This is a genomic window from Streptomyces sp. NPDC001920, from assembly GCF_053594495.1.
This window is the reverse complement of record NZ_JBSFEP010000006.1, coordinates 76327-100286: the sequence shown is the minus strand read 5'-3', so window position 1 is coordinate 100286 and position 23960 is coordinate 76327. Positions and strand designations below refer to the sequence as shown.

Sequence of the window (23960 nt, the reverse complement as noted above, 5' to 3'; positions counted from 1 at the left end):
CTTACGGGGTGGTCGCGGGTGTACGGGGGGGCTCTTGGGGGTGGGGCGGCGCCGGCGGTCCGGCCGTGGTCCGGCAGTCGTCGAAGCTCGCGCGCAGCCGGGTCATGAGCCGGGTCAGCTGGGCGACCTCGTCGTCGGTCCAGTCGCTCAGCCGCTCGGCGAGCAGGTGCGTGGTCCGCCGGGACATCTCCCGCACCCGCTCCTCGCCGTCAGGGGTGAGCCGCAGGATGCGGCTGCGCTTGTCCGAGGGGTCGGGGGAGCGCTCGATCCAGCCGCGCTCGGCGACGTGGGCGACATGACGGCTGGTGACCGACATGTCCACGGCGAGCAGGTCCGCGAGCTTGCTCATGCGCATGTCCCCGTGGCGTGCCAGCAACGTCAGTACGGCGGCGGAACCGGCGGGGCAGTCGGACGGCAGCGTCCGTCCCATCTCCCGCTTCACGGCGCCGAAGGCGCTGAACTGGCGGACCAGCTCCTCGTACTGCGCCTGTTCGGCCATCACACCTCCCGTGTTTGTTGCTTAGGGCAACCATAGAAGCGCTTGGTTGCTACAGGCAAACAAACGGACGGGCGTGGGCGCAAAAAGTTGGCAAAGGCAAGCATTGCGACCGTAAATGTGCAGGTGAAGGGGGTCCTGTGACCCCCTGTGCAGGGCGGGAGCCCCCACTTGGGCCGAACGGGCGGATTCGCTAGGGTCTCAGGCCATGGCTAACACCCAGGGCCCCCAGGGCAACCACGACCCCGCAGGCAGCACCCAGATGTTCCGCGCGTTCGTCGACGAGGCTCCGCAGGGCGGACGTCAGCAGGCCTCCTCCGGCCCGCGCGTCGGTCTGATCGTCGGTGTGATCGTCGCGGTGGCGGTCGTGGCGGCGGTGGCCTGGCTGGCGCTCAAGTAGGCCGCAGGCCCCTTGATTCCACCGGACGGAGACGTCCCGCGGACGATGTGCACGCCCAGCGGCACGCGCCACGCCTCGACGCACACCGTCCAGGTCCCGACCCTCCCGCGCACCCGCCCCGATCGGCGCCGGAGGCTCCCGCGCCGACTCCACCGTCGCCCAGCCGACGCCGAGCGCCCCGATGATGCGGGTGCCGAAGGTGACGGTGCCCGAACGCACCGCCGTGCCGCCGGAGTTGTGGAAGGCGAGGGTCACCGTCTTCCACCAGCGCCGGTCGGCGGGTTCCCGCACGGGGGCGCCGACGGCGAGTTCGGCCGGTGCCGCGGGCGAGGCGGATGCCGAGGGTGCCTCGGGGGGTGAACCGCCGGGCCGGGTCGCGGATCCGGTGGGGCCCGCGGAGTCTGCCGCCTCGGCGGCTTCGCCGGCCTGAGGGAGAGGTCCCCGTCCGCCGAGGAAGCCGGCCCGGCCGGGCTCCGCCTCTCCTGCTGTCACGGGTGGCCGCGCGGACCGCCGCCCCTCACGCCGCCCCGGTGCGCTCCGCCGAGCGGCACCAGCGTCACCTCACCCGTCGGCAGGGCGGCCGTACCGGACACCCGCGGCGGGCCGCCCGCGGCCCCCGTCGAGAGGCACCCCTCACGGCCCCGCCGTCCCGCACACGGCCAAGTACGCCGCCCAGGCAGACGACGGCCGCCGACGCGCCCATCAGGGCGCACCGACGGCCAGGCGTCCAGGTCGTCCGGGGTGAGCTGGGCATCGGGCCATGGTGGCTGACGCTCAGTCACATATGAAGGGTCAGTCGGAGATGAGGCCTTCCCGCAGCTGCGCGAGGGTCCGGGTCAGCAGTCGGGAGACGTGCATCTGCGAGATGCCCACCTCCTCGCCGATCTGCGACTGGGTCATGTTGGCGAAGAAGCGCAGCATGATGATCCGCCGCTCACGGGGCGGGAGCTTGGCCAGCAGCGGCTTGAGGGACTCGCGGTACTCGACGCCCTCCAGCGCGCTGTCCTCGTAGCCGAGCCGGTCGGCCAGGGAGCCCTCGCCGCCGTCGTCCTCCGGGGCCGGGGAGTCCAGCGAGGAGGCGGTGTAGGCGTTGCCGACCGCGAGGCCGTCGACGACGTCCTCCTCGGACACGCCCAGCACGGTGGCGAGTTCGGTCACCGTCGGCGAGCGGTCCAGCTTCTGGGAGAGCTCGTCGCTGGCCTTGGTGAGGGCCAGGCGCAGCTCCTGGAGGCGGCGCGGGACACGCACCGACCAGGACGTGTCACGGAAGAACCGCTTGATCTCGCCGACGACCGTCGGCATGGCGAACGTCGGGAACTCCACGCCCCGTTCGCAGTCGAAGCGGTCGATCGCCTTGATCAGGCCGATGGTGCCGACCTGGACGATGTCCTCCATCGGCTCGTTGCGCGAGCGGAAGCGGGCGGCCGCGTAGCGCACCAGCGGGAGGTTGAGCTCGATCAGGGTGTCCCGGACGTACGCGCGCTCGGGGCTGTTCTCGTCCAGGGCGGCGAGCCGCAGGAACAGGGAGCGGGAGAGGGTGCGGGTGTCGATGTTCACCGAAGCCGGCAGGGCCGGGACGTCGGCGGCCGGGAGGGCCGGGGCCTCTACGGCCTGGAGGGCCGTAACGTCGTCGAGCGCGGCGTCGGGCGCGGACTCGCTCTTCGTGAGCGTGAGCACCTTCGAGCTGCCCTGTTCTACGGACATGCCACCCCCTTTGGGTCGCGGGACGGTCGCGGCGGACGCTCCCGTCGAGGAACGTCAGCCTTCACCTGAATACCGGAGCCGAAGCCGCGGCAAACGCGCTTCCCGAAGAATGTCACATGTCGGCAACACGCTGTAGTGACATGTCGACATGTGAGACCCGAATCCGCCCTGGATAAAGGGGGTCTGACGGTATTTCGGCACGCAACTGTCGGGATCCGCCCTGGTGAGCGATTCGCTCGTGACGGTGACCGGTCGATCTTGTATGCGGTTACGCGTCGATCCGGTTGGCCGACCGCAGTCGTTGGAAGCTACGCGCGAGTAGCCTCGAAACGTGCATCTGGGAAACCCCGAGTTCCGCACTGATCTGCGACTGGGTGAGGTTGCTGTAGTAGCGCAGCAGAAGGATTCTCTGCTCGCGTTCGGGCAGCTGCACCAACAGATGCCGGACGAGGTCCCGGTGCTCCACGCCGTCCAGGGCGGGGTCCTCGTAGCCGAGCCGGTCGAGCAGTCCGGGCAGCCCGTCGCCCTCCTGTGCGGCCTCCAGTGAGGTGGCGTGGTACGACCGCCCGGCCTCGATGCAGGAGAGCACCTCGTCCTCGGTGATGCGCAGCCGCTCGGCGATCTCGGCGGTCGTCGGGGTGCGCCCGAAGGCGGTGGTGAGGTCCTCGGTCGCGCTGTTGACCTGGACCCAGAGCTCGTGCAGCCGGCGCGGTACGTGGACCGTGCGGACGTTGTCGCGGAAGTAGCGCTTGATCTCGCCGACGACGGTGGGCATCGCGAACGTCGGGAACTGGACGCCCCGGTCGGGGTCGAAGCGGTCGATGGCGTTGATGAGTCCGATGGTGCCGACCTGGATCACGTCCTCCATCGGCTCGTTGCGGGAGCGAAAGCGGGCGGCCGCGTAGCGCACGAGCGGGAGGTTCGCCTCGATGAGCGCTCCGCGTACGCGGTTGTGCTCCGGCGTGCCCGGCTGGAGCTGCTTGAGCTCCCCGAAGAGGACCTGGGTGAGCGCCCGGGTGTCGGCTCCGCGGCTCCGGGGCGGCGCGGCCGCCGGGGTCTCCTCCTCGCTCGGGGCTCCCGGGCTCGGGGCTTGAGGCGCAGTACTGGCCGGCACGGTCAACTCCACCTCGTGATCCATCAACTCATCCGTCAAAAGCGGTCATAGCATCACAAGACAGTTCATTGTGTTCAAGTACCGCATAATCCCGTGTTGGGGAGGGATCGCTGCGCAGGACACGCGAAAGCCCCCCGCCGTTACGGCGGAGGGCTCCAGGGGATCGTGGCCGACCCGGCGGCGCGGGGCTCAGTATTCGTAGTCGGCGATCACCCAGGTGGCGAACTCCCGCCACAGGGCGACGCCCGCCTGGTGCTCGGGGTGCTCCACGTACGCGCGCAGGGCGGTCACGTCGTCGAAGGCGGAGTTGATGGCGAAGTCGTAGGCGATGGGCCGGTCGCTGATGTTCCAGCCGAGTTCCCAGTGCCGGATCTCCGGGATCCGTCCCTGGAGCGACCGGAAGGCCTCGACGCCTTCCACCACCCGTGGGTCGTCGCGCCGGACGCCTTCTTCGAGCTTGAACAGGACCAGGTGGCGGATCATGCGTACTCCCTAGCTGTCGCCGCCGTTGGCGACCCATGTCATGAAGTCGCCGATGGCCTGGGCGGCGTCCGAAATGCCCTCGAACCCTACCTGGACGTAGTCCGCGGCCTTGGCCGGGTCGGTGATGATCACGTAGAGCACGAAGACCGCGAGCAGATAGACGGCGATCTTCTTCGAATTCACCGCCATCGCGGCCTCCCCTGTGCCTGCTGCGCCGTATGAGCCGAAAGGGCCGAAAGGGCCTTGTGTTACCGGCGGTGAGTGTAACCTTCGCGCCTCTCGGTAGATCAACAGCACGAAGGGCCCCGCCTGTCGGCGGGGCCCTTCTCAAGCGGTAGCGGAGGGATTTGAACCCTCGGTGACTTGCGCCACACTCGCTTTCGAGGCGAGCTCCTTCGGCCGCTCGGACACGCTACCGAGGGAGACCTTACAGCACGCCGGGCCATGCTTTGAAATCGATATGCGCGACGCCCGCCGCGACCGACACCGGACGAATCCGTCTCACCGGTCCCGGAAGAACTCCGTGAGTACGCGCGCGCACTCCTGGGCGAGCACGCCCTCGATCACCTCGGGCCGGTGGTTGAGCCGACGGTCGCGTACGACGTCCCAGAGGGAGCCGGCGGCGCCGGCCTTGTCGTCCCGGGCGCCGTAGACGACCCGGTCCACCCGGGACTGCACGAGCGCGCCGGCGCACATCGTGCAGGGCTCCAGCGTGACGACGAGCGTGCAGCCGGACAGCCGCCACTCTCCCGCCCGCCGCTCACCGCCGCCCTCGCCGGAGGCTTCCCCTGCGCCGGATGCCCGCGGGGACCGCGCCGCCTCCTGCAACGCGGCGGCGGCCCGCCGGATCGCCAGCACCTCGGCGTGCGCGGTCGGATCGCCCGTGGCCTCACGCTCGTTGTGGCCGACGCCGAGCACGGTCGTACCGTCCGCGGACAGCACGACGGCGCCGACGGGGACGTCCCCGCCCCGGACGGCCAGTTCGGCCTGGTCCAGGGCGAGTCGCATCGCTGCCCGCCAGCGGTCGCGTACGGGATCGGGCGCCTCGGGCGCCGGCCCCTGGTCGAACGAGGTCAGCGGACGGTCTCCAGCACCTCCGAGGCACCGAGGGCCTCGGCGATCGCGCTGAGCGCGTCGTCGGCGTCCAGGGCCTTCAGCTCCTTCTCGCTGACGCCGAGGTCGTCGAGGATCTCGCTGTCACCGACGGGGCTGTGCGGGACCGCCTCGGCACCGCCGCCGTCCTCGTCGTCGGAGTCGCCGTCGGGCTCCTCCGTGCCGTCGAGGTCGAGGGCGTCCAGGTCGGGGCCGTCGTCGCCGGGCTCCCTTCCGAGCAGTTCGTCGGTGAGCAGGATCTCGCCGTAGCTGCTGCGAGCGGCTGCGGCGGCGTCCGAGATGTAGATGCGAGGGTCGTCCTCGCCGTCCACGCGGACGACGCCGAACCAGGCGTCCTCCTGCTCGATCAGCACGAGCACCGTGTCCTCGTCGGGGGAGGCTTCACGGGCCAGGTCGGCAAGATCCGACAGGGTCTCCACATCGTCGAGCTCTGTGTCGCTCGCTTCCCACCCGTCTTCGGTGCGCGCGAGCAGTGCGGCGAAGTACACCGTGACTCTCCCACTGGTCATAGGCGTGCCGGTTGGGGGTCCCCCCGGCGGAGGTTGCGGGCGGGGAGGCTCGGGGTCCGAGCCCCACCCACTCGGAATCGTGGCAGAAACAAGACGTTCAGGGGACGTCTTCGGCTCCCTGTGTCCGGCAGTTTTGATCGCGTCGGCCCGAGGGGACCCACGAGCAGGTCCGCGAAGGACTCACCAGCGCACTCGTTGCCGCCACGTGCGGATCGTACGCGGCTTTCGCAGGTGTCCACGCACGACCACCGGTTCAGCGCCACGGTGAGCCGCGGATCTTTGACTTCGGCTCGCTCTACCAGCGGAACGTGCGCATACGCATCGCGTGGCGCAGCCGGGCCACCTTGGCGCGGCGCGGCTGGACCCGGTCCCGCAGCGCGCGGGCCTCGGCGAGGTCGCGCAGGAACTGGGCGCGGCGGCGGCGACGCGCCGCGTCGGACTGCTCCGGCGAGTCCTGTGCGGGATCCGTCGCGGACTCAGGTTTCGGCATAGGCAACCACCCCCGGTACGTCCCTCCCACTTTCCCCCCGATGGGCGCTTTGATGCCAGCGAGAGCGTCAACCGATGGCCTTGGGCTCGCTCAGCGTGGGACACCGGGCAGATCCGGCCCGGTTACTGTTGTGGACATGCGTCTCCACGTCGTCGACCACCCCCTGGTCGCCCACAAACTCACCACGCTGCGCGACCGGCGCACCGACTCCGCGACCTTCCGCCGGCTCGCCGACGAACTGGTCACCCTGCTCGCCTACGAGGCCACGCGGGACGTGCGCACCGAAGCGGTCGACATCACGACCCCGGTCACCGCCACCACCGGCGTCAAGCTCTCCCACCCGCGCCCGCTGGTGGTGCCGATCCTGCGGGCCGGCCTCGGCATGCTGGACGGCATGGTCCGGCTGCTGCCGACCGCCGAGGTCGGTTTCCTGGGCATGATCCGCAACGAGGAGACGCTGGCGGCCTCCACGTACGCCACGCGCATGCCGGAGGACCTCTCCGGCCGCCAGGTGTACGTCCTGGACCCGATGCTCGCCACGGGCGGCACGCTCGTCGCGGCGATCCGGGAGCTGATCAAGCGGGGCGCCGACGACGTGACCGCCGTGGTGCTGCTCGCCGCGCCCGAGGGCGTGGAGCTGATGGAGCGGGAACTGGCGGGGACGCCGGTGACCGTGGTCACGGCCGCGGTGGACGACCATCTGAACGAGCACGGGTACATCGTTCCCGGACTGGGTGACGCGGGCGACCGCCTCTACGGGGCGGCCGAGTAGGGCGCGGGGCGGGATCCGCCTGCTCCTCCCCGGCGATGCGGTCCCCGCATCCCTGGGGCGTTGCTCAGCAGGCGCCCTTCGAAGCGGTGGACGTCGGCTCCGGCTCGGCCAGTGCGGCCAGGGCCTTGTCGGCGTCCTTCTTCTTCGTGAGCTCCTTGAAGTCGTCGCCGATGATCAGGTCGACGGCCGCGCCCTTGCGGGTGGGCTCGGTGCGGCGTTCGGCCGAGGCGAGCTGGGTGGCGAGCACGGGCAGCGAGGTGTTCAGCGCCGAGTCGGGGCCGAGCAGCAGCCCGGTGCCCTTGACCTTCTTGTCGAACTCCTTGGTGGCGTTGCCCACGTCACCGATCTTGAAGCCGCGCTTCTTCAGTTCGTCCGCCGTCTGCTTGGCGAGGCCGCTGCGGGTGGTGGCGTTGAAGACGTTGACGGTGATCCCGCCCGGCTTCGGCAGCGGGGCGGTCGGCGAGGCCGAGGGGTTCGCCGTCGTCCCGCAGTCCGCCTTCGGACCGGCTGCTGAAGCCTTTCTGCCGCCGCTGAAGACGTCGATGAGCTGCAACGTGCCCCAGCCGACCATGCCCAGCGCGGCGGTGGAGGCGACGGCGAGGACGACGAGCCTCCCGCGCCGCCGTGGACGGCGCATCCGCGGGTACTTGTCCCCCTTGATCCGGTACTGGCCGCCCATGCCCGGGGGAGTCAGCATGCTCATGAGCGCAGCGTAGTGCGCCCGAGCGGTGATGCCTACCAGATGATCATCCGATACCGCTCAGTCCAACCCGAAAGGGCCAACAGCCTGACGGGTGGGGGTCCGGGCCCCGGTCAGTCGAGTTCGAGGACTCTCGCGTGCAGCACCTGGCGCTGCTGCAGGGCCGCGCGTACGGCGCGGTGGAGGCCGTCCTCCAGATACAGGTCGCCCTGCCACTTCACGACGTGCGCGAAGAGATCGCCGTAGAACGTCGAGTCCTCGGCGAGCAGGGTTTCCAGATCGAGCTGCCCCTTGGTCGTCACGAGCTGATCGAGGCGGACCGGGCGCGGCGCGACGTCCGCCCACTGCCGGGTGCTTTCCCGGCCGTGGTCGGGGTACGGCCGGCCGTTTCCGATGCGCTTGAAGATCACACGGAAAGCCTACCGGTCAAGACGTTCCGGGCGCAGCCATGGCGACGGAGTACGACGTCGGAAAAGCCGGGGCGAAACGGGACGAAGCGATATCGGTCGGGGAAAGCTCGACCGGCTCGGAACCCGGAACGGACCGGAACGGAACCCGGGCGTGGCCTCCCACGGCCGAACCGAACGCACGTCGGAGGCGAGTGGTGCGGCGTGTGGCGTCCGAGCCGACGCCGGGGCCGCGTGGCCGCGCGCAAGGCGCGTCGGCGACGAGGGGGGCGGGTCAGGGCGGGCGCGGAGCGGGCGTGTGGACCGTGCGCCCGGTTCGCCCGAAAGGGGGTGGTGACCGGGTACTCCCCGCTCGGCACCGCGCGGCGGAGGCGGCAGGCACCCACGAGGGCCACCGCCTCCGCCGCGCCGGTGGTCAGCCGCGTTGCCGGTCCTTCGGGGGCTGCTGCGGCTTGTCCTGCTTGACCTGCGGCTTCGGGGTGTTGCGTGCGGCCTCCGCACGCAGCAGGGCGCGCAGGACCGCGTAGTGGTCCGTGGGCATGGCTGTGCTTCCTTCCGTCGTACTGACTGACCTGGTCGCGGGGTCTGTCAGCAGCGCAGGACCACGGTGCGCGGACGGGGCGGGACGTACGGCGGACCCGGTGGCGCGGGGGGCGTGCGGCGGGCCGGGGCGCAGGGTGGCTGCCCGGGCCGCGGCGTGGGGCTCAGGCCCGCGGTGCGCCGTCGGTCCGCGCGGGCCGGTGGCCGCAGAGCCGTGTCCAGGGTGTCGTGCTCGGCGGCCTCGCCGAGGGCTCCGGCCACGACCGGCACGGCGGGCGTCAGGGCGTGCGCACCCGGGACCAGCAGGGCGAGCAGCAGGACGAGGACCCGCAGCCAGGCACGGCTGCGGGGAACGCTTCGCGCGATGCTGCTCACGGAGGGTCATCTCCCCGGTGGCCGTGCGGCGTTCATCGCCCCGGACGGGAGATCCGCCCGCACGGCGTAGGAGCGCGTGGCGGGTATCACAGCTCGTGCGGGACCCGGCGGGCCCGGCCCCGCAGCCATGCCCCGGTGAGGATCTCCACGAGGCCGACGCCCACCAGCCACCACCCGCCGAGCAGCGTGAGCACGGTGAGCGACTCGATCGGGGAGGCGATCAGCACGATCCCGCCGACGGAGGTGACGACGCCGAGAAGGAGCTGCCAGCCGCGGGCCGGCATGGCCGGGTCGGAGGCGGCGGCCAGGGTCTGGGTGATGCCGCGGACGAGCCAGCCGATGCCGATCCACAGGGCGAGCAGCAGGATCGACTGCATCGGGCGGCGGAAGCAGAACAGGCCGAGGAGGACCGACAGGGCGCCGCTGATGAAGGCGAGCACGCGCAGTGAGGTCGTCCGGTGGGTGCCGAAGGCCGCGATCAGCTGGAACACGCCGCTGATCAGGAGATACAGGCCGAACAGGACGCCGGAGACGAAGAGCGTGGCGTCCGGCCAGACCAGGATCAGGACGCCGAGGACCAGGGAGGCGGCGCCGGTGAGCAGCACGATCTGCCAGGCGGCCCGGGACAGGGCGTGCAGGGGTCCTTCGAGGGGCGGCTCGGGTTCGTGGGCCGTTCCCGGCTCACGGGATGTCCCCGGCCCGTGCCGATGGCCCGCGTGGACCCGGCGGTCGTCGTAGTCCCGGCCCCCGGGCGAGCCGGTCGGTGCCTCGGTCATGGTCCATGCTCTGAACGAGGCGGCCCGCCCCGCCATCCGGGACGGGCCACTCGACTGACGCCGGACGCTACCGGCCGGCCGCCTTCGCGGCCTTGGCCGCCGCCTTCATCTCCTGCTTGTGCGCCCGCACCTTGGCCAGCGACTCGGGGCCGGTGATGTCGGCGACGGAGCGGAAGGACTTCGGCTCGCCGTAGGCGCCGGCGGCCTCCTGCCAGCCCGCCGGCCGCACACCCAGCTGCTTGCCCAGCAGCGCGAGGAAGATCTGCGCCTTCTGCTTGCCGAAGCCGGGCAGCTCCTGCAGCCGGCGCAGCAGCTCCCGCCCGTCGTCGACGCCTGTCCAGACGAGCTCGGCGTCACCGTCGTAGTGCTCGACGAGGTACTGGCACAGCTGCTGGATCCGCTTGGCCATGGAGCCCGGGTAGCGGTGCACGGCCGGCTTCTCGGAGAGCAGGGCGGAGAAGGCGTCCGGGTCCTGCGCGGCGATGTCGTGCGCGTCCAGGTCGTCCGCGCCGAGCCGGTCCGCGATCGTACGGGGCCCCTTGAACGCCCACTCCATCGGAACCTGCTGGTCCAGCAGCATGCCGACCAGCGCGGCGAGGGGGCTGCGGCCGAGGAGCTCGTCGGCCTCGGGGTCCTGGGCGAGATGAAGGGCGACGTCCATGACCCCGATCATGCCCCTGCCCGGGTCAGTTCTCCACGTGAGGGCTGATGAGGGCGCCGCCGAAGCCGGCGTCCATGCCCCGGACCGTGATGCCGGAACTCGTGCCGCACAGGTTGGCCGAGCCGCTGGTGACCGGGCCCGAGGCCGAGCCGCGGGCCACCCAGACGCAGCCGTCGCTGTTCTCGCCGGGCGCGCCGACGACCGTCTCGGCCTTGCCGTCCTTGTTCAGGTCGGCGAGGTGGACGGCCGCGCCGAACTGGTCGCCGGTCTCGGCGGAACCGGGCACACCCGCGGTGTCCTGGGTGTAGCCGGCCGCCCCGGCGGTGGTCAGGCCGGCGGCGGAGCCGCGCAGCAGGACGGCGGTGCCCGCCGAGGCACGCGACCCGATGGCCTCCTCGGGGGCGCCGACGAGGACGTCGGCGTACCCGTCGGTGTCGACGTCGCCGACGCTCAGGGACTGGCCGAACCAGTCGCCCCACTCCGCGCTGCCGGGGACGCCGGGCGTGTCCTGGTGGAAGACCTTCGGCTTCTGCTCGGGGGTGATGCCCTGGGCGCTGCCGTACAGCACCTGGATCTCGCCGCCGCGACGGGCCGCCGGGGTGGGCGCGTTGAAGTGGGAGTCGTCGCCCGCGACACCGGTGACGAGGTCGCCGTACCCGTCGCCGTCGACGTCGCCGATCTGCCCGGCGTGGCCGTCGGCGTACGGCAGTTCCACGCCTTGGTCGATGAAGGGGTCCTCGGGGTGGGGGGCGCCCTTGTCGAGGGTCACCGGCCCGCGGATGTCGCCGTCGGTGGGACCGGCCAGGTAGAAGCGCTCGGCCTTGCCGTCGCCGTTCACGTCGCCCATCACCACGCCTCGGGCGTTCTCCCGCCACTCCAGGTAGCGGGAGGCGGCCTGGCCGGTGCGGGTGAAGGGGCCGCTGTAGGACGCGATGCTGCAGCCGGAGCCGATGCCGACCTCGGGGGCGCCGTCGCCGTTCATGTCGCCGGTGGCGATGGACATGCCGAAGCGGCAGTAGGTCCTGCCCTCGCCGTAGCCGGTCGGAGGGGCGATGGTGGCGCCGCCCGCCAGCCCGTTCGGCCCACCCCACACCACGGTCACCGAACCCCGCGACTCGGCGTCGCCGACGTCCTCGCCCGGAGCGGCGACGAGCAGGTCGGCGTATCCGTCCCGGTCCAGGTCGGCGCCGGCCACCGTCCTGCCGAAGCGGTCGGACTCCTCGGCCGTGCCGGGGATCCCGGTGGTCGCCTGGGTGATGACCGTGCGGCGGGTGGTGCTCACCGAGGACGCCGAGCCGTAGAGCACGACGACGGAACCGGCCTCCTCCACCGTGCCGTTGGCGGCGCCCGGCGCTCCGACGGCCAGGTCGCGGTAGCCGTCACCGTTGAAGTCGTCCTGGACGGCGGCGGTGTTGGCGCCCTTGTAGGGGGCGGCGGCGGACGCTGCCACGGGGGAGAGTGTGACGGCGACGGACGCGGTGAGCACGGCTGCCGCCGTGACTGCTCTGCGCAACGGGACTCCTCGACTCGTGCGACGGACGTCCCACTCGACGCACGGGTCACGGGAATGGTTGTACGGCCCTCGGAAAGGCGTACCGCCCCCGACGCCGTGTCAGGGCCGCCAGTAGCCGAGCGCGTTCACCCGCTGCTTCGGCACGCCCAGGTCCTTGCGGACGTACGAGGTGAGGGCCCGGGTCGTCGCCGTGTCGCAGGCGATCCACACGTACGGGTCCGCGGTGCCGTCGAGCAGGTCCGGCAGGGTCTCCTTCACCTGGGCGACCAGATGGGCCCCGGCGTCGCGGCGCGGCAGGGTCCGCACGTCGTGACGGGAGTTCTCGGTGCGGAAGGGCAGGCCGTCCCTCTCGCCCTCGAACCACACCGTCGCGGGAGCCCCGTCGAGCGCGGCGAGCAGGGAGTTGAGGGCGGGCAGCGAAGCGGTGTCGGCGATGGCGAACACATGCGAGGGCGCCGGGTCGGGGTCGGAGAAACCCGTGCCGTGGACGGTCGCCTCGATCGTGTCGCCGGGCTTCGCCGTGCGCGCCCAGTCGCTGGCACAGCCCTCGTGCAGCGCGAACTCCAGGCTGAAGGTGCCGGCCGCCGGGTCCGGGTCGACCAGGGTGTAGGCGCGCTGATGGGGCTTGCCGGCGTTGTCGAACCACAGGCGGACCCACATGGTGGGATGGACGCCGGTCGCCGCCAGCATGCCGCCGTCCGTGAGGTGGACGCGGCGGTAGTGCTCGGTGACGTCCTCGGCGCCCGTCACCGTGAGGACGAAGTCCTTGGCGCGCAGCAGCTTCAGGACCGCGCCCTCCCAGCCGTGCCCCTGCCCCATGACGTCCTCACCCTTCGCGTACGATTCCTGCACCAATCACTTAGGCAAGGCTAACCTAAAGCAAGGGAGGGGCACAGGTGACCGGCGAGATCTTCCGTGATGCCTGGGGCATTCCGCATCTCCGCGCCGCCGGGGCGAGGGAACTCGCCCGTGTGCAGGGCCGCGTCACCGCCCTCGACCGGGCCTGGCAGCTGGAGGTCGAACGGCACCGGGCCCAGGGTACGTCCGCGTCCTTCCTGGGCGCCGGGGCCCTGCCCTGGGACCGGTTCGTCAGACGGGCCCGCCTCGACGACACCGCGAGACGCTGCTTCGCCGAACTGGAGAGACGGGACCCCGAGACGGCGGCCTGGGTGCGGGCGTACGTCGACGGGGTCAACGAGGGCCTCGCCGAAGGCGCGCGCCGCACCCCGGAGTTCACGAGGACCGCACTCGCCCCCGGGCGTTGGGAGCCCTGGACCCCGCTCGGCATCTGGCTCGGCATCCACATCCTCTTCGCGGGCTTCCCGGCCAAGCTCTGGCGCGAGCAGGTCGTACGGCATCTCGGCGCCGACGCCGTCGGCCTGTTCGCCACGGACGGGCCGGGCACCTCCGGCAGCAACGGCTGGCTGGTGAGCGGGGAGCGGACCGTCACCGGGCATCCGCTCATCGCCGGCGACCCGCACCGGTTCATCGAGGATCCCGGCGTCTACCAGCAGATCCACCTCTCCTGCCCGGAGTTCGACGTCGTCGGCCTCGCCGTCCCGGGCGTCCCGGGCATCGCCCACTTCGGCCACACGGGCACGGTCGCCTGGGCCATCACCAACGCCATGGCCGACTACCAGGACCTGTACCGGGAACGGTTGCGGCGCACCGGGGCGGGAGTGGAGGCCCTGGGGCCGGACGGCGTGTGGCGGCGGGCCGCCCGGCACACCGAGGTGGTGGAGGTGGCGGGGGAGGAGCCGGTCGAGGTCGAGGTGATCGAGACCGAGCGCGGGCCGGTGATCATCGGAGGGCCGGAGGGTCTCCCCGATCTGCAGGAAGGTTTCCACGGGGACCTCGCCGACGCCCGGGACGACGACGCCCCGCCCCTCGCCCTGGCCCTGCGCTACCCACCCCGTGTCACCGCCGACCTCGGCTTCGGCGCTCTCCTTCCGCTGCTGCGCGCCCGCCGGGTCGCCGACGTCGACCGTGCCGTCGACCTGTGGGCGGAACCCGTCAACGTCGTCCAGGCCGCCGACACCGAGGGCGGCCTGCTGCACCGGGTCGCCGGGAAGGTGCCGGTGCGCTCGGAGGCCAACCGCACCCGGCTGGTCCCCGCCTGGGAGCCCGGCCACGACTGGCGCGGCTGGCAGGAGACGCCCCGCGGCGGGCTCACCGACGGCGTCGCCGCCATGGCCAACCAGCGCGGCCTCGCCGCCCCGCTCGGCATCGAGTTCGCCCCGCCCCACCGCGCCGACCGCATCACGGCCCTGCTGGGCGAGAAGGACCGCTGGTCGGCCGCCGACATGCCGGCGATCCACATGGACACCCGACTGGCCTCCGCGAAACCCCTGCTGGACATCCTGGGCACCCTCGACGCCCTCACCCCCGAGGCCGACCGCGTGCGGCGGACACTGCTGGCCTGGGACCGCCACATGGACGCGGACAGCGAGGCCGCGGCCGTCTACGCCACGCTGCGCAGCGCGGTCGTACGCCGGCTCGCCGCCCACCCCGCCTTCGCCGCGCTGTCCTCCCCACCCGCCTACCCGGAGGTCCTCCTCCCCTGGCTCGCACTGCTCCCGCGCGTCGGGTTCGCCCTCGAACACCTGCTGCGGGCCGAGGAGTTGTACGGCATCGACCGCGCCGAGACCGTACGCGCGGCGGTCGAGGAGGTGGCCGCGTCGGCTGCCGGGCAGCCCACCGGAAACCGGCGGACCTGGGGCGACACCCACCGCCTCGCCCCCTGGCGAGCCCTGCCCGACACGCCGTACGACGAACCCGGCCTGTCCGGCGACCACGACTGCGTGCTGTGCACCTCCGCCGTGCCCGGCCTCACCGACCTGAGCGCCCGCGGCCCGGCCGCCCGTTACGTCTGGGACCTCGCCGACCGCGAGACCAGCCGCTGGGTGGTCCCGCTCGGCGCCTGCGGCATCCCCGGCTCACCCCACCACCGTGACCAGCTCCCCCTGTGGACCCGGGGCGAACTGGTGCCGGTCGTCACCGATTTCACCCGGCTCACCAAGGAAACCGATGTCTGAGCAGCCCGCGGCCCACCCTGCCGCCGTCCGTGAACCCCTCCACGAGCAGGCCGTCGACGGCTTCGGCACCGTCCGCGTCCTGCCGCTCGACCCGCGGTCCGACGCCGGCCTCGTGCACGGCTGGGTCAGCGAGGAACGGGCCTCCTTCTGGGGCATGACCGGCCTGACCAGGGATCAGGTCGCCGAGATCTACACCCACATGGACACCCTCGCCACCCACCACGCCTTCCTCCTCGTACGGGACGCCGAACCCGTCGGGCTCCTCCAGACCTACGAGCCGGAGGCCGACCGGGTCGGCGAATGCTACGACGTGCGCCCCGGCGACATCGGCGTCCACCTGTTGCTCGCGCCCGCCGGCCCCGAAGGCGCGCGGCCCGGCTGGACCTCGGCGCTGCTGACCGTCGTCGCGGGGTACGTCTTCGGCACACTGGGCCGGCAGCGGGTCGTGGTCGACCCCGACGTGCGCAACGGCAAGGCCGTCGCCCGCTTCCTGAAGCAGGGCTTCACGGCCGGTCCGCGGGTGGTGCTGCCCGAGGTCGACCTGCCGGACGTGTACATCCCGGCGAAGGAGGCTCAACTTGCCTTCCTCGCCCGGCCGGTAGCTTGTGGGGCGTGACCCCAGAAGACCTCGTCGCGCACTACCGACTGGAGCCGATCCCGCGCGAGGGCGGGCTGTTCCGCCGTACGTGGGAAGGACCTGAGCAGTCCGACGGGAGGCCGCAGGGCACGGCGATAGTCGCGCTGCTGACCGCGGACGACTTCTCGGCCCTGCACCGCCTGCCGTCCGACGAGGTCTGGCACTTCTACCTGGGTGACCCCCTGGAACTGCTGCTCCTCGCCCCCGACGGAACGTCCCGCACCGCGGTGCTCGGCCCCGGCGTGCTGCACGGTCAGCACGTCCAGCTCACCGTCCCCGCCGGAACCTGGATGGGTGCACGGGTGCAGGCGGGCGGCTCCTGGACCTTCTTCGGCTGCACGATGGCGCCGGGCTTCACCTACGAGGGCTACGAGCACGGCGACCTGGCGGAACTGACGGCGCGCTATCCCCGCGAAGCCGCCCGGATCGCGGCACTGTGCCGCCCATGAGCGGACTCCTCGAAGGACAGGTCGCCCTGATCACGGGTGCCGGCGGGGGCATCGGGCGCGGGATCGCGACGCGGTTCGCGCAGGAGGGGGCGGCGGTCGTCCTGCACTGCCGTACGGGGGTGGAGGCGGCCGACGAACTGGCGCGGCACATCAGAGGGCTGGGCGGCCGCGCCCTCGTGGTGCGGGCCGACCTCACCGACGAGGGCGCGTGCCGGCGGGTGGTCGCCGACGCCGCCGAGTGGGGTGGCGGGCGACTGACGGCGCTGGTCAACAACGCGGGGGTGCAACCGACGCAGGAGCTGGCGGGGATGTCGGTGGCGCAGTGGCGGGCGGTCGTGGACACCAACCTGTCGAGCGTCTTCGCGTGCACGCAGGCGGCGGCCGAGGTGATGCGGGGGCAGGACGGGGGCGGCTCCGTGACGCACATCGCCTCCATCGAGGCGTCGCATCCGGCACCCCTGCACGCCCACTACTCCGCGTCGAAGGCGGCGGTCGTGATGCACGCCCGCTCGGCCGCCCTGGAGTACGGCCGCTTCGGCATCCGCGTCAACACGGTCTCGCCGGGCCTGATCGCCCGGGAGGGGCTGGAGGAGGCGTGGCCGGAGGGGGCGGCGAGATGGCGTGCGGCGGCTCCCGCGGGGCGGCTGGGCCGGCCGCAGGACGTGGGGGACGCGTGCGTGTTCCTGGCGTCGGGGCTCGCGTCCTGGATCACGGGGCACGACCTGGTGGTGGACGGAGGGGTGTCGGCACGGCCTACGTGGTGACCCGGGCTCGCCTCAACGCCGCGCGGTCGCCGTGTGCGCGAGGAAGTCCGTCCAGGCAGTGGGTCGGAGGGTGAGGTGGGGGCCGGTCGGGTTCTTGGAGTCGCGGATGTGGATGGTTATGGGTGTGGTGGCTATCTCGACGCAGTTCGAGCCCTCGGCGCTGTAGCTGGACTTCTGCCAGCGGAGAGTGGGCATGGTGGGTTCCTTCACAGGTCCTGGATGCGGTGGTGGATGAAGTCCCGGGTCTCAGCGGGGCTGAGTGCGCAGGACTCCATGCGGTTGAGTGCCGCCCGGTACTTGTTCAACTGTGCTTCGGCGTCGAGGAATTCACAGGCGCCGTGGTGCGAGTCCAGTTGGACCGTGTCAAGTTGCGGGACGGGGCCATCGACGTAGTCGAAGGTCGGGCCGGTGGCCGGGAAGCGGTCCGCGCCGAAAGGGATCACTCGGACGGTGACGTGGGGTAGTTCACTCATGTCGATCAAGTGCTTGAGCTGACCACGGGTGACGACGGGGCCGCCGAAGCCCATGCGAAGGGCTGCTTCGTGGATGATCGCCGCATACGGAGGCGGATCTTCTCGGTGCAGGATGCCCTGCCGCTTCATCCGATGTGTGAGGCGGTGCTCGATCTCGTACTGACGCATCGGTGGAGCCGCCGACTGGAAAAGGGCTCGGGCGTGATCGGTGGTCTGCAGCAGCGCCGGGATGTGGATCACCAGTGCCACACGGATCCCAGCGGCGTGATGCTCCAGCTCAGCCAAGTCGACCAGGGCGACCGGTACATGGTCGCGGTACTCCTCCCACCAGCCCCGACTACGTCGGCCCGTCATCGCGGCGAGGGCGTCGATGAGCTTCTCGTCGTTGCAGTCGTAGACGCTCGCCATGGCGCGGAGCCGGTCGGCGCTGATGGGCGTACGGCCGGTCTCGATCATGCTGACGCGAGCCTGGTTGACGCCGAGGAGTTCGGCGGCGCCGGTGGCGGTCAGCCCCGCCCGCTCACGGAGTTTGCGCAGCTCTGCACCCAGCCTTCGCTGTCGGAGCGTGGGGCTGTTGGTGGGCGGCACTGCGTCTCCTTCCTGGCCGCGACGCGGCGCTGCGCTCCCTCACACGAGTGAAGCATGGATGCTTTCAACGGATTCGGTTAGATGTATCTAACCATCTGTCCTACGGTTATCACGTACCGCCCAACTCCCCCCGCCCATAAGCCGGAAGCGCACCCCCAAGGCACTGCCACCGCCCGGCGCGGCAGTTGAGCGAACTCAGTCCCCTCACCCCACGGCCCTCCGGAGGTTTCCATGCGCACCGTATCCCCGTCGGACACCTGGGTGTACGCCCTCCGCCTCCCCCACGACCCCCGCGCGGCACGGGTCGCACGTATGACCGTACGTTCGGTGCTCGCCAGCCACGGCAGGCCCGAAGTCCTGGACACCGTCGAGCTGTTGACCTCCGAGATGGTGACGAACACCTACCTGCACACCCACGGCCCCGCGTCCCTCCGCCTGACCGCGCTCGCCGACGGACGGCTGCGCGTCGGGGTCTGGGACAGTCACCCCCGCATTCCCGCGCCTTTCGGCCGACCGCCCCATGACCATGTCCCCCTCCCCCCGGTGCACCTCGGCAGGGGGCGAGGGCTCAGACTCGTACAGGAATACGCCGACTGCTGGGGCGGCGTGTCCCTCTGCGACGGCGGCTTGGACCGTCGTGCCGGAAAGCTGCTCTGGTTCGAGGTGAACGGGTGAGCGGGTGAGCGTGGAGCGCCTCGTTTCCGTACGTAACCGGAGAGGGCGCGGATCGACGACGGAGAAGCGGCGTGAGGCTTGACGGCGGACGGCAGGGGCGTCGAGGGCGGCGGCGGCTTCGACGGCTGGTGCTGCTGGGCACCCTGCTGGTCCTGTTCCTCCTCGGCGGTACCGGCCCCGCGTCGGCCCACGCGGCGCTGCGCGGCACCGACCCCGGGGACGGAAGCGTCCTCAAGTCGGCCCCCCGGCATCTGACCCTGACCTTCACGGAGTCCGTCGGCCTGCTGGAGGACTCCTTCCGCGTCCTGGATCCGGACGGCCGCCGCCTGCGCACGGGCGAGCCGCAGCACGGTCCGGGCGGCGGTGACACCGCCCGGGTGTCGCTGCCGGCGAAACTGGACCGGGGCACGTACACGGTGGCCTGGCGGGTGGTGTCGGCCGACAGTCACCCGGTGTCCGGGGCGTTCACCTTCTCCGTCGGCGAACGCTCCCTGACCACGGCCGCCGTGGACACCGGCCCCGCCGAGGACCCGGCGACCAAGAGTCTCTACAACATCGCCCGCTATCTGGCCTACCTCGCCGCCACCCTGCTGATCGGCACGGCGACGTTCATGGCGGTCTGCCGGCCACCGGACACCCCGGTGCTCGCCAGGCTGCTGCGGACCGGCTGGTGGACGCTGCTCGCCGCCACGCTCGCCCTGCTGGCACTGCGCGCCCCGTACGAGACGGGGGAGGGGCCGCTGGGGGCACTGGACCCCGACGCCCTGGCCCGGACGCTGACCGGCCGGCCGGGCTTGGTCCTGCTGGCCCGGCTGGCCTTGCTGCTGGCCGCCGGGGTCTATCTCGTACGGCCGGCCGGGCGCCGCAAGCCCTACGGCTGGTCCGGCGCCGCCCTCGCCGTGGGCCTCGCCGCGACCTGGGCCGCCGGGGAGCACGCCTCCGCGGGCATCCAGGTGCCGGCCGCGATGACGTCCTCGGCGCTGCATCTGCTGGCCACCGCGGTGTGGCTGGGCGGCCTCACGGCCCTGCTCGTCATCCTGTACCGGGCGCATCTGACGCCGGCCGCGGTCGCCAGGTTCTCCCGCCTGGCGTTCACCTGCGTGATCGTCCTGGTCGTCACCGGCGTCTACCAGTCCTGGCGCGGTCTCGGCTCGTGGGACGCGCTCAGCGGCACGACGTACGGAAGGCTCCTGGTCCTCAAGCTCGTCGCGGTCGGGCTGCTCCTCGGCGCGGCGGCCGTGTCCCGCCGCTGGACGGCGCTGCTGGCGAAGGCAAAGGCGAAGACGGACGCGGAGACGGTCGTACGGGAGAAGGTGCCGGCGCCGGTCGGGGGGCCGCCGTTGCCGGAGCCGCCGCGGACCGACGGGCCGTCGGCCGCGGAGGCGGAGCGCCGGGGACTGCGCCGTTCCGTCCTCGCCGAGGTCGCCGTGGGCGCCGCGGTCCTGGCGCTCACCACCCTCCTGACCAGCACCCTGCCCGGCCGCGCGGAGGCCGAGGCGGCGGCCGGGACACCGGCGGTGGTCGGCGCCTCCGTGACCGACGTGCCCTTCGACGTCGGCACCCCCGGCGGTCGCGGCAAGGTGCAGATCACCCTCGACCCGGGCCGGGTCGGCGACAACTCCGTCGAGGCCCTCGTCTACGGGCCCGACGGCGGGGTGGCCATCGTCCCCGAGCTGCGGATCTCCTTCACGCTCCCGGCCAAGGACATCGGCCCCATCGACGCCGAGCTCACCGACAAGGGCGGCTACTGGGCCAACAGTTTCCTCAACCTGCCCCTGGCCGGCACCTGGGAGATGAAGGTGACGGTGCGGACGTCCGAGGTCGACCAGGTGAGCGAGACCAGGACCGTGGTGGTGCGCTGAGGCCTGCCGCTTCGGGCAGGCCGACCCGCTGCGAGGGCCGGTTCGAGATGTCGGTCACGTTTCCGAAACGTCGATGGGCATCTCTTGACGCATGACCTGACATAGGGCTGTTATTGCGCCATCGTGTTCGGTCAAGTTGATTTCTGATCGGTTGCGACGGACTTCGACAGTCACACCCTCGTGATCGAACCCTGCCCTCAGGAGCCGCAGATGCACGACTTCTCCCCCTCCGGTCTCTCCCTGCCCTCTCCCGGCCGCCGCACCCTGCTGCGCGGCCTCGGTGGTGCCGCGCTGCTCGGCGCGGGCGTCCCGTTGCTCAGCGCCTGCGGGGGCGGTGGCGCGGCGAGCGACCCGAAGACGGTCACCCTCGGTTCCAAGGCGTCCGACCCGGTGCCGAAGAAGGCGTTCGCGGACATCTACGCGGCCTACACGAAGAAGTCCGGCATCACGGTCGACGTGAACACGAAGGACTCCAACACCTTCCAGGAGCAGATCAACTCCTACCTCCAGGGCACGCCCGACGACGTGTTCACCTGGTTCGCCGGCTACCGGATGCAGTTCTTCGCGGCCAAGGGCCTGGCCACCCCGATAGACGACGTGTGGAAGACCATCGGGGGCAACTTCCCCGAGGCGATGCACAAGCTCAGCAAGGGTGAGGACGGCAAGTACTACTTCGTGCCGCTGTACTCGTACCCGTGGGCGATCTTCTACCGCAAGAGCGTCTTCAAGGAGAAGGGCTACGAAGTCCCGACGAAGTGGGACGACTTCGTCGCGCTGTGCAAGCAGATGAAGAAGGACGGGCTCGTCCCGATCGCCTTCGGCGACAAGGACGCCTGGCCCGCGCTCGGCACCTTCGACCAGATCAACTTCCGCCAGAACGGCTACGACTTCCACGTCGAGCTGATGGCGGGCAAGGCCTCCTGGACCGACGCCAAGGTGCGCAAGGTCTTCGACCTGTGGTCCGAGATCCTCCCGTTCCACCAGGAGGGCGCCGTCGGCCGCACCTGGCAGGACGCGGCCCAGACGCTCGCCTCGAAGAAGGCCGGCATGTACCTGCTGGGCACCTTCGTGGCCCAGCAGTTCACCGACAAGGCCGCCCTGGAGGACCTCGACTTCTTCGCCTTCCCGGAGATCGACCCGGCTCACGGACAGGACACCGTCGAGGCGCCCACCGACGGCTTCATGATGAGCAAGAGCCCGAAGAACAAGGCCCAGGCGGTCAAGCTCCTGGAGTACCTGGGCACGTCCGAGGCCGAGGACATCTACCTCAAGTCCGACCCGAGCGTGGTCCACGCCACCACCGATGCCGACACCTCCTCGTACACGCCGCTGCAGAAGAAGGCGTACGAGATGATCTCCGGCGCGAAGTCCCTGACGCAGTTCATGGACCGCGACAGCCGTCCGGACTTCACCTCCACGGTGATGCAGCCCGCGCTGCAGAAGTTCGTCCGCGACCCCAAGGGGGTCGACGGTCTGCTGTCCTCGATCGAGCGCCAGAAGAAGACGATCTTCGCGTCGGGCTGATCGAGATGACCACGCACACCACCAAGGAGAACCCGGAGGCGGCCGCCGTGCCGCCTCCGGGCGCTGCCCCCGCCGCGAACGCCACACACGTGCCCCACGGGCACCGCCGCCTGCTGACCCGCCGCGACCGGTTCACCCTCGGCCTGATGGCGGGCCTGCCGACGATCCTGCACATCGCCCTCGTGTGGGTGACGGCCCTCGCCTCCATCGCGCTGGCCTTCACCACCTGGGACGGCATCGGCTTCGACTCCATCACGTGGGTCGGGCTGGAGAACTTCAAGGAGCTGTTCACCAACAACCCGCAGTTCTGGCCGGCCGTCGAGCACAACGTCATCTGGTTCGTCGTGCTGATCGTGATCCCGACGCCGCTGGGGCTGTTCCTGGCCGTGCAGCTGGACAAGAGGATCCGGTTCAGCCGGGTGTACCAGACCGCGTTCTTCCTGCCCGTCGTGCTGTCGATGGCGGTGATCGGGTTCGTCTGGCAGCTGATCTACAACCCGGACACCGGACTGATCAACAGCATCATCGGGGCCAACGAGCCCGGCAAGTACATCGACTGGATCGGCGACCCGGACCTCAATCTGTGGGCGATCCTCGTCGCCGCGTCCTGGCGGCACACCGGCTACATGATGATCCTCTACCTGGCCGGCCTGAAGGGCGTCGACCCCGCGCTGCGGGAAGCCTCCGCGCTCGACGGGGCCAACGAGTGGCAGACGTTCAAGAACGTCGTCTTCCCGACGCTGCGCCCGACCAACACCGTCGTCCTGGTCGTCACCATCATCGAGGCCCTGCGCTGCTTCGACCTGGTCTTCGTCTTCAACAAGGGCGCCGAGGGCACCGAGCTGCTCTCGATCCTGGTCACCAACAACATCATCGGCGAGTCCAGCCGCATCGGATACGGCTCCGCGATCGCGGTCGTCCTGCTGCTGATCTCCCTCGTCGTGATCATCCCCTACCTGGTGGCCACCTTCCGGAAGGAGCGGCGCGCATGAGCACCGGCACCCTGACGCCGAGGAAGCGCACCCCCCTGCGCCCCGCCCGGATCCTGCTGCACCTCTTCCTCGCCGGCGCCGCGCTGGCGTGGCTCGCGCCGCTGCTGTGGGCCGTCTACTCCGCGCTGCGGCCGTACTCGGAGACGAGCGAGAAGGGATACGTGTCCTGGCCGGACACGCTGAACTTCGACAACTTCACGAACGCGTTCACGCAGTCGGACATGAGCCACTACTTCGTCAACACGATGATCATCGCCGTCCCGGCGGTGCTGCTGACGCTGTTCCTGTCGTCGATGGTGGCCTTCTACGTCAGCCGCTTCGACTTCCGGCTCAACCTCGCGCTGCTGCTGGTCTTCACCGCGGGCAACCTCCTGCCGCAGCAGGTCATCATCACCCCGCTGTACCGGCTGTACCTGCTGATCGACCTGCCCGGCATCACGATGAGCGGCAAGCTCTACGACTCCGCCCTCGGCCTGGTCCTGATCCATGTCGCGTTCCAGTCCGGCTTCTGCGCCTTCGTGCTCAGCAACTACATGCGCACCCTGCCGCACGAGCTGACCGAGGCCGCGCTGGTGGACGGCGCCTCGGTGTGGCGGCAGTACTGGCAGATCGTGCTGCCGCTGTGCCGTCCGGCGATGGCCGCCCTGGCGACGCTGCTGTCCATCTGGATCTACAACGACTTCTTCTGGGCCCTCGTGCTGATCTCCACCGGCGAGAACATGCCGATCACCTCGGCCCTGAACAACCTCACCGGCGCCTACTTCACCGACCCCAACCTGGTCGCCGCCGGCGCCCTGCTCACCGCGATCCCCACGCTGATCGTCTACTTCGTGCTCCAGCGGCAGTTCGTCAGCGGCCTGACGCTGGGCGCCAACAAGGGCTGACGGCCCGCAGCTTGAAAGAGACCC

The 23960-nt window shown here is 71.1% G+C and carries 30 protein-coding genes and 1 tRNA gene; 12 read left to right on the top strand and 19 right to left on the bottom strand.

What is annotated here, in order from left to right; genetic code table 11:
- Position 1: 1 nt before the first annotated feature.
- Positions 2-499, bottom strand: coding sequence for a MarR family winged helix-turn-helix transcriptional regulator (locus ACWCPI_RS11965; RefSeq protein WP_451038006.1), 498 nt, complete (start codon positions 497-499; stop codon positions 2-4).
- 205 nt (positions 500-704) lie between these two features.
- Between ACWCPI_RS11965 and ACWCPI_RS11960 the strand changes: the two genes are divergently transcribed.
- On the top strand, positions 705-896 hold the full coding sequence (locus ACWCPI_RS11960; protein WP_388803010.1) for a hypothetical protein: 192 nt from the start codon (positions 705-707) through the stop codon (positions 894-896).
- A 205-nt stretch (positions 897-1101) separates the two neighbouring features.
- Positions 1102-1326 carry a hypothetical protein gene (locus ACWCPI_RS11955; protein WP_451038005.1) on the top strand — a complete coding sequence of 75 codons (225 nt, stop codon included), beginning with the start codon at positions 1102-1104 and terminating at the stop codon, positions 1324-1326.
- Positions 1327-1688: 362 nt separating this feature from the next.
- Here the strand turns inward: ACWCPI_RS11955 and ACWCPI_RS11950 are convergent, their stop codons facing one another.
- The 8 genes from ACWCPI_RS11950 to ACWCPI_RS11915 all read right to left on the bottom strand — a co-directional run bounded on the left by ACWCPI_RS11950 (position 1689) and on the right by ACWCPI_RS11915 (position 6309).
- Positions 1689-2600 (bottom strand): RNA polymerase sigma factor SigF, encoded by a 912-nt coding sequence (locus tag ACWCPI_RS11950; protein ID WP_451038004.1) that lies wholly within the window; start codon positions 2598-2600, stop codon positions 1689-1691.
- A 268-nt stretch (positions 2601-2868) separates the two neighbouring features.
- On the bottom strand, positions 2869-3738 hold the full coding sequence (locus ACWCPI_RS11945) for an RNA polymerase sigma factor SigF (protein ID WP_388803001.1): 870 nt from the start codon (positions 3736-3738) through the stop codon (positions 2869-2871).
- A gap of 165 nt (positions 3739-3903) precedes the next feature.
- Entirely contained in the window at positions 3904-4197 is a 294-nt protein-coding gene (locus ACWCPI_RS11940) for a Dabb family protein (RefSeq protein ID WP_451038003.1), read from the bottom strand.
- Positions 4198-4206: 9 nt separating this feature from the next.
- Positions 4207-4386, bottom strand: a complete 180-nt coding sequence (locus ACWCPI_RS11935; RefSeq protein ID WP_388802995.1) for a hypothetical protein — start codon at positions 4384-4386, stop codon at positions 4207-4209.
- Positions 4387-4529: 143 nt separating this feature from the next.
- Positions 4530-4614: transfer RNA gene (locus tag ACWCPI_RS11930), tRNA-Ser, on the bottom strand.
- Positions 4615-4698: 84 nt separating this feature from the next.
- The gene (locus ACWCPI_RS11925; RefSeq protein ID WP_451038002.1) at positions 4699-5205 is read right to left on the bottom strand and encodes a nucleoside deaminase; all 507 of its coding nucleotides are present in this window, start codon (positions 5203-5205) and stop codon (positions 4699-4701) included.
- Between the two features lie 65 nt (positions 5206-5270).
- Positions 5271-5798 (bottom strand): tRNA adenosine deaminase-associated protein, encoded by a 528-nt coding sequence (locus ACWCPI_RS11920; protein ID WP_451038215.1) that lies wholly within the window; start codon positions 5796-5798, stop codon positions 5271-5273.
- Between the two features lie 316 nt (positions 5799-6114).
- Positions 6115-6309, bottom strand: coding sequence for a hypothetical protein (locus ACWCPI_RS11915; RefSeq protein ID WP_451038001.1), 195 nt, complete (start codon positions 6307-6309; stop codon positions 6115-6117).
- A 136-nt stretch (positions 6310-6445) separates the two neighbouring features.
- Here ACWCPI_RS11915 and upp point away from each other — a divergent pair, with 136 nt between their 5' ends.
- On the top strand, positions 6446-7081 hold the full coding sequence (upp, locus tag ACWCPI_RS11910; RefSeq protein ID WP_388802986.1) for a uracil phosphoribosyltransferase: 636 nt from the start codon (positions 6446-6448) through the stop codon (positions 7079-7081).
- Positions 7082-7145: 64 nt separating this feature from the next.
- Here upp and ACWCPI_RS11905 read toward each other — a convergent pair whose 3' ends face one another.
- The 8 genes from ACWCPI_RS11905 to ACWCPI_RS11870 all read right to left on the bottom strand — a co-directional run bounded on the left by ACWCPI_RS11905 (position 7146) and on the right by ACWCPI_RS11870 (position 12872).
- Positions 7146-7784, bottom strand: a complete 639-nt coding sequence (locus tag ACWCPI_RS11905; RefSeq protein WP_451038000.1) for a LytR C-terminal domain-containing protein — start codon at positions 7782-7784, stop codon at positions 7146-7148.
- Positions 7785-7894: 110 nt separating this feature from the next.
- Positions 7895-8191, bottom strand: coding sequence for a type II toxin-antitoxin system VapB family antitoxin (locus ACWCPI_RS11900; protein WP_003999914.1), 297 nt, complete (start codon positions 8189-8191; stop codon positions 7895-7897).
- Positions 8192-8603: 412 nt separating this feature from the next.
- Entirely contained in the window at positions 8604-8729 is a 126-nt protein-coding gene (locus tag ACWCPI_RS11895; RefSeq protein WP_451037999.1) for a hypothetical protein, read from the bottom strand.
- A 47-nt stretch (positions 8730-8776) separates the two neighbouring features.
- Entirely contained in the window at positions 8777-9103 is a 327-nt protein-coding gene (locus ACWCPI_RS11890; protein ID WP_451037998.1) for a hypothetical protein, read from the bottom strand.
- Positions 9104-9189: 86 nt separating this feature from the next.
- Entirely contained in the window at positions 9190-9879 is a 690-nt protein-coding gene (locus ACWCPI_RS11885; RefSeq protein WP_451037997.1) for an HdeD family acid-resistance protein, read from the bottom strand.
- Between the two features lie 67 nt (positions 9880-9946).
- Positions 9947-10540, bottom strand: a complete 594-nt coding sequence (locus tag ACWCPI_RS11880) for an HhH-GPD-type base excision DNA repair protein (protein WP_451037996.1) — start codon at positions 10538-10540, stop codon at positions 9947-9949.
- 25 nt (positions 10541-10565) lie between these two features.
- A complete protein-coding gene (locus tag ACWCPI_RS11875) occupies positions 10566-12053 on the bottom strand; it encodes an FG-GAP-like repeat-containing protein (RefSeq protein ID WP_451037995.1) in 1488 nt (495 codons plus the stop codon).
- Between the two features lie 99 nt (positions 12054-12152).
- Positions 12153-12872 carry a siderophore-interacting protein gene (locus ACWCPI_RS11870; RefSeq protein WP_451038214.1) on the bottom strand — a complete coding sequence of 240 codons (720 nt, stop codon included), beginning with the start codon at positions 12870-12872 and terminating at the stop codon, positions 12153-12155.
- A gap of 77 nt (positions 12873-12949) precedes the next feature.
- On the opposite strand from ACWCPI_RS11870, the gene ACWCPI_RS11865 reads away from it, so the two are divergent.
- From ACWCPI_RS11865 to ACWCPI_RS11850, 4 genes are read left to right on the top strand one after another with little or no spacing between them, the layout of a single operon-like run.
- A complete protein-coding gene (locus ACWCPI_RS11865; RefSeq protein ID WP_451037994.1) occupies positions 12950-15088 on the top strand; it encodes a penicillin acylase family protein in 2139 nt (712 codons plus the stop codon).
- Positions 15081-15704 carry a GNAT family N-acetyltransferase gene (locus tag ACWCPI_RS11860; protein WP_451037993.1) on the top strand — a complete coding sequence of 208 codons (624 nt, stop codon included), beginning with the start codon at positions 15081-15083 and terminating at the stop codon, positions 15702-15704. The genes ACWCPI_RS11865 and ACWCPI_RS11860 overlap by 8 nt, the downstream gene beginning before the upstream one ends.
- Positions 15701-16174 (top strand): cupin domain-containing protein, encoded by a 474-nt coding sequence (locus ACWCPI_RS11855; protein ID WP_451037992.1) that lies wholly within the window; start codon positions 15701-15703, stop codon positions 16172-16174. Before ACWCPI_RS11860 ends, ACWCPI_RS11855 begins: the two co-directional genes overlap by 4 nt.
- A complete protein-coding gene (locus ACWCPI_RS11850) occupies positions 16171-16938 on the top strand; it encodes an SDR family NAD(P)-dependent oxidoreductase (protein WP_451037991.1) in 768 nt (255 codons plus the stop codon). The genes ACWCPI_RS11855 and ACWCPI_RS11850 overlap by 4 nt, the downstream gene beginning before the upstream one ends.
- A 12-nt stretch (positions 16939-16950) precedes the next feature.
- Here the strand turns inward: ACWCPI_RS11850 and ACWCPI_RS11845 are convergent, their stop codons facing one another.
- Together ACWCPI_RS11845 and ACWCPI_RS11840 are read right to left on the bottom strand one after the other, a co-directional pair.
- On the bottom strand, positions 16951-17133 hold the full coding sequence (locus ACWCPI_RS11845; protein WP_451037990.1) for a DUF397 domain-containing protein: 183 nt from the start codon (positions 17131-17133) through the stop codon (positions 16951-16953).
- Positions 17134-17144: 11 nt separating this feature from the next.
- On the bottom strand, positions 17145-17999 hold the full coding sequence (locus ACWCPI_RS11840) for a helix-turn-helix domain-containing protein (protein ID WP_451037989.1): 855 nt from the start codon (positions 17997-17999) through the stop codon (positions 17145-17147).
- A gap of 231 nt (positions 18000-18230) precedes the next feature.
- Here ACWCPI_RS11840 and ACWCPI_RS11835 point away from each other — a divergent pair, with 231 nt between their 5' ends.
- From ACWCPI_RS11835 to ACWCPI_RS11815, 5 genes are all read left to right on the top strand, one after another.
- The gene (locus ACWCPI_RS11835; RefSeq protein ID WP_451037988.1) at positions 18231-18674 is read left to right on the top strand and encodes an ATP-binding protein; all 444 of its coding nucleotides are present in this window, start codon (positions 18231-18233) and stop codon (positions 18672-18674) included.
- Positions 18675-18802: 128 nt separating this feature from the next.
- Positions 18803-20536, top strand: a complete 1734-nt coding sequence (locus tag ACWCPI_RS11830) for a copper resistance CopC/CopD family protein (RefSeq protein ID WP_451038213.1) — start codon at positions 18803-18805, stop codon at positions 20534-20536.
- A gap of 210 nt (positions 20537-20746) precedes the next feature.
- A complete protein-coding gene (locus tag ACWCPI_RS11825) occupies positions 20747-22060 on the top strand; it encodes an ABC transporter substrate-binding protein (RefSeq protein ID WP_451037987.1) in 1314 nt (437 codons plus the stop codon).
- A gap of 5 nt (positions 22061-22065) precedes the next feature.
- Positions 22066-23052, top strand: coding sequence for a carbohydrate ABC transporter permease (locus tag ACWCPI_RS11820; RefSeq protein WP_451037986.1), 987 nt, complete (start codon positions 22066-22068; stop codon positions 23050-23052).
- The gene (locus tag ACWCPI_RS11815; protein ID WP_451037985.1) at positions 23049-23936 is read left to right on the top strand and encodes a carbohydrate ABC transporter permease; all 888 of its coding nucleotides are present in this window, start codon (positions 23049-23051) and stop codon (positions 23934-23936) included. Before ACWCPI_RS11820 ends, ACWCPI_RS11815 begins: the two co-directional genes overlap by 4 nt.
- Positions 23937-23960: the final 24 nt, after the last annotated feature.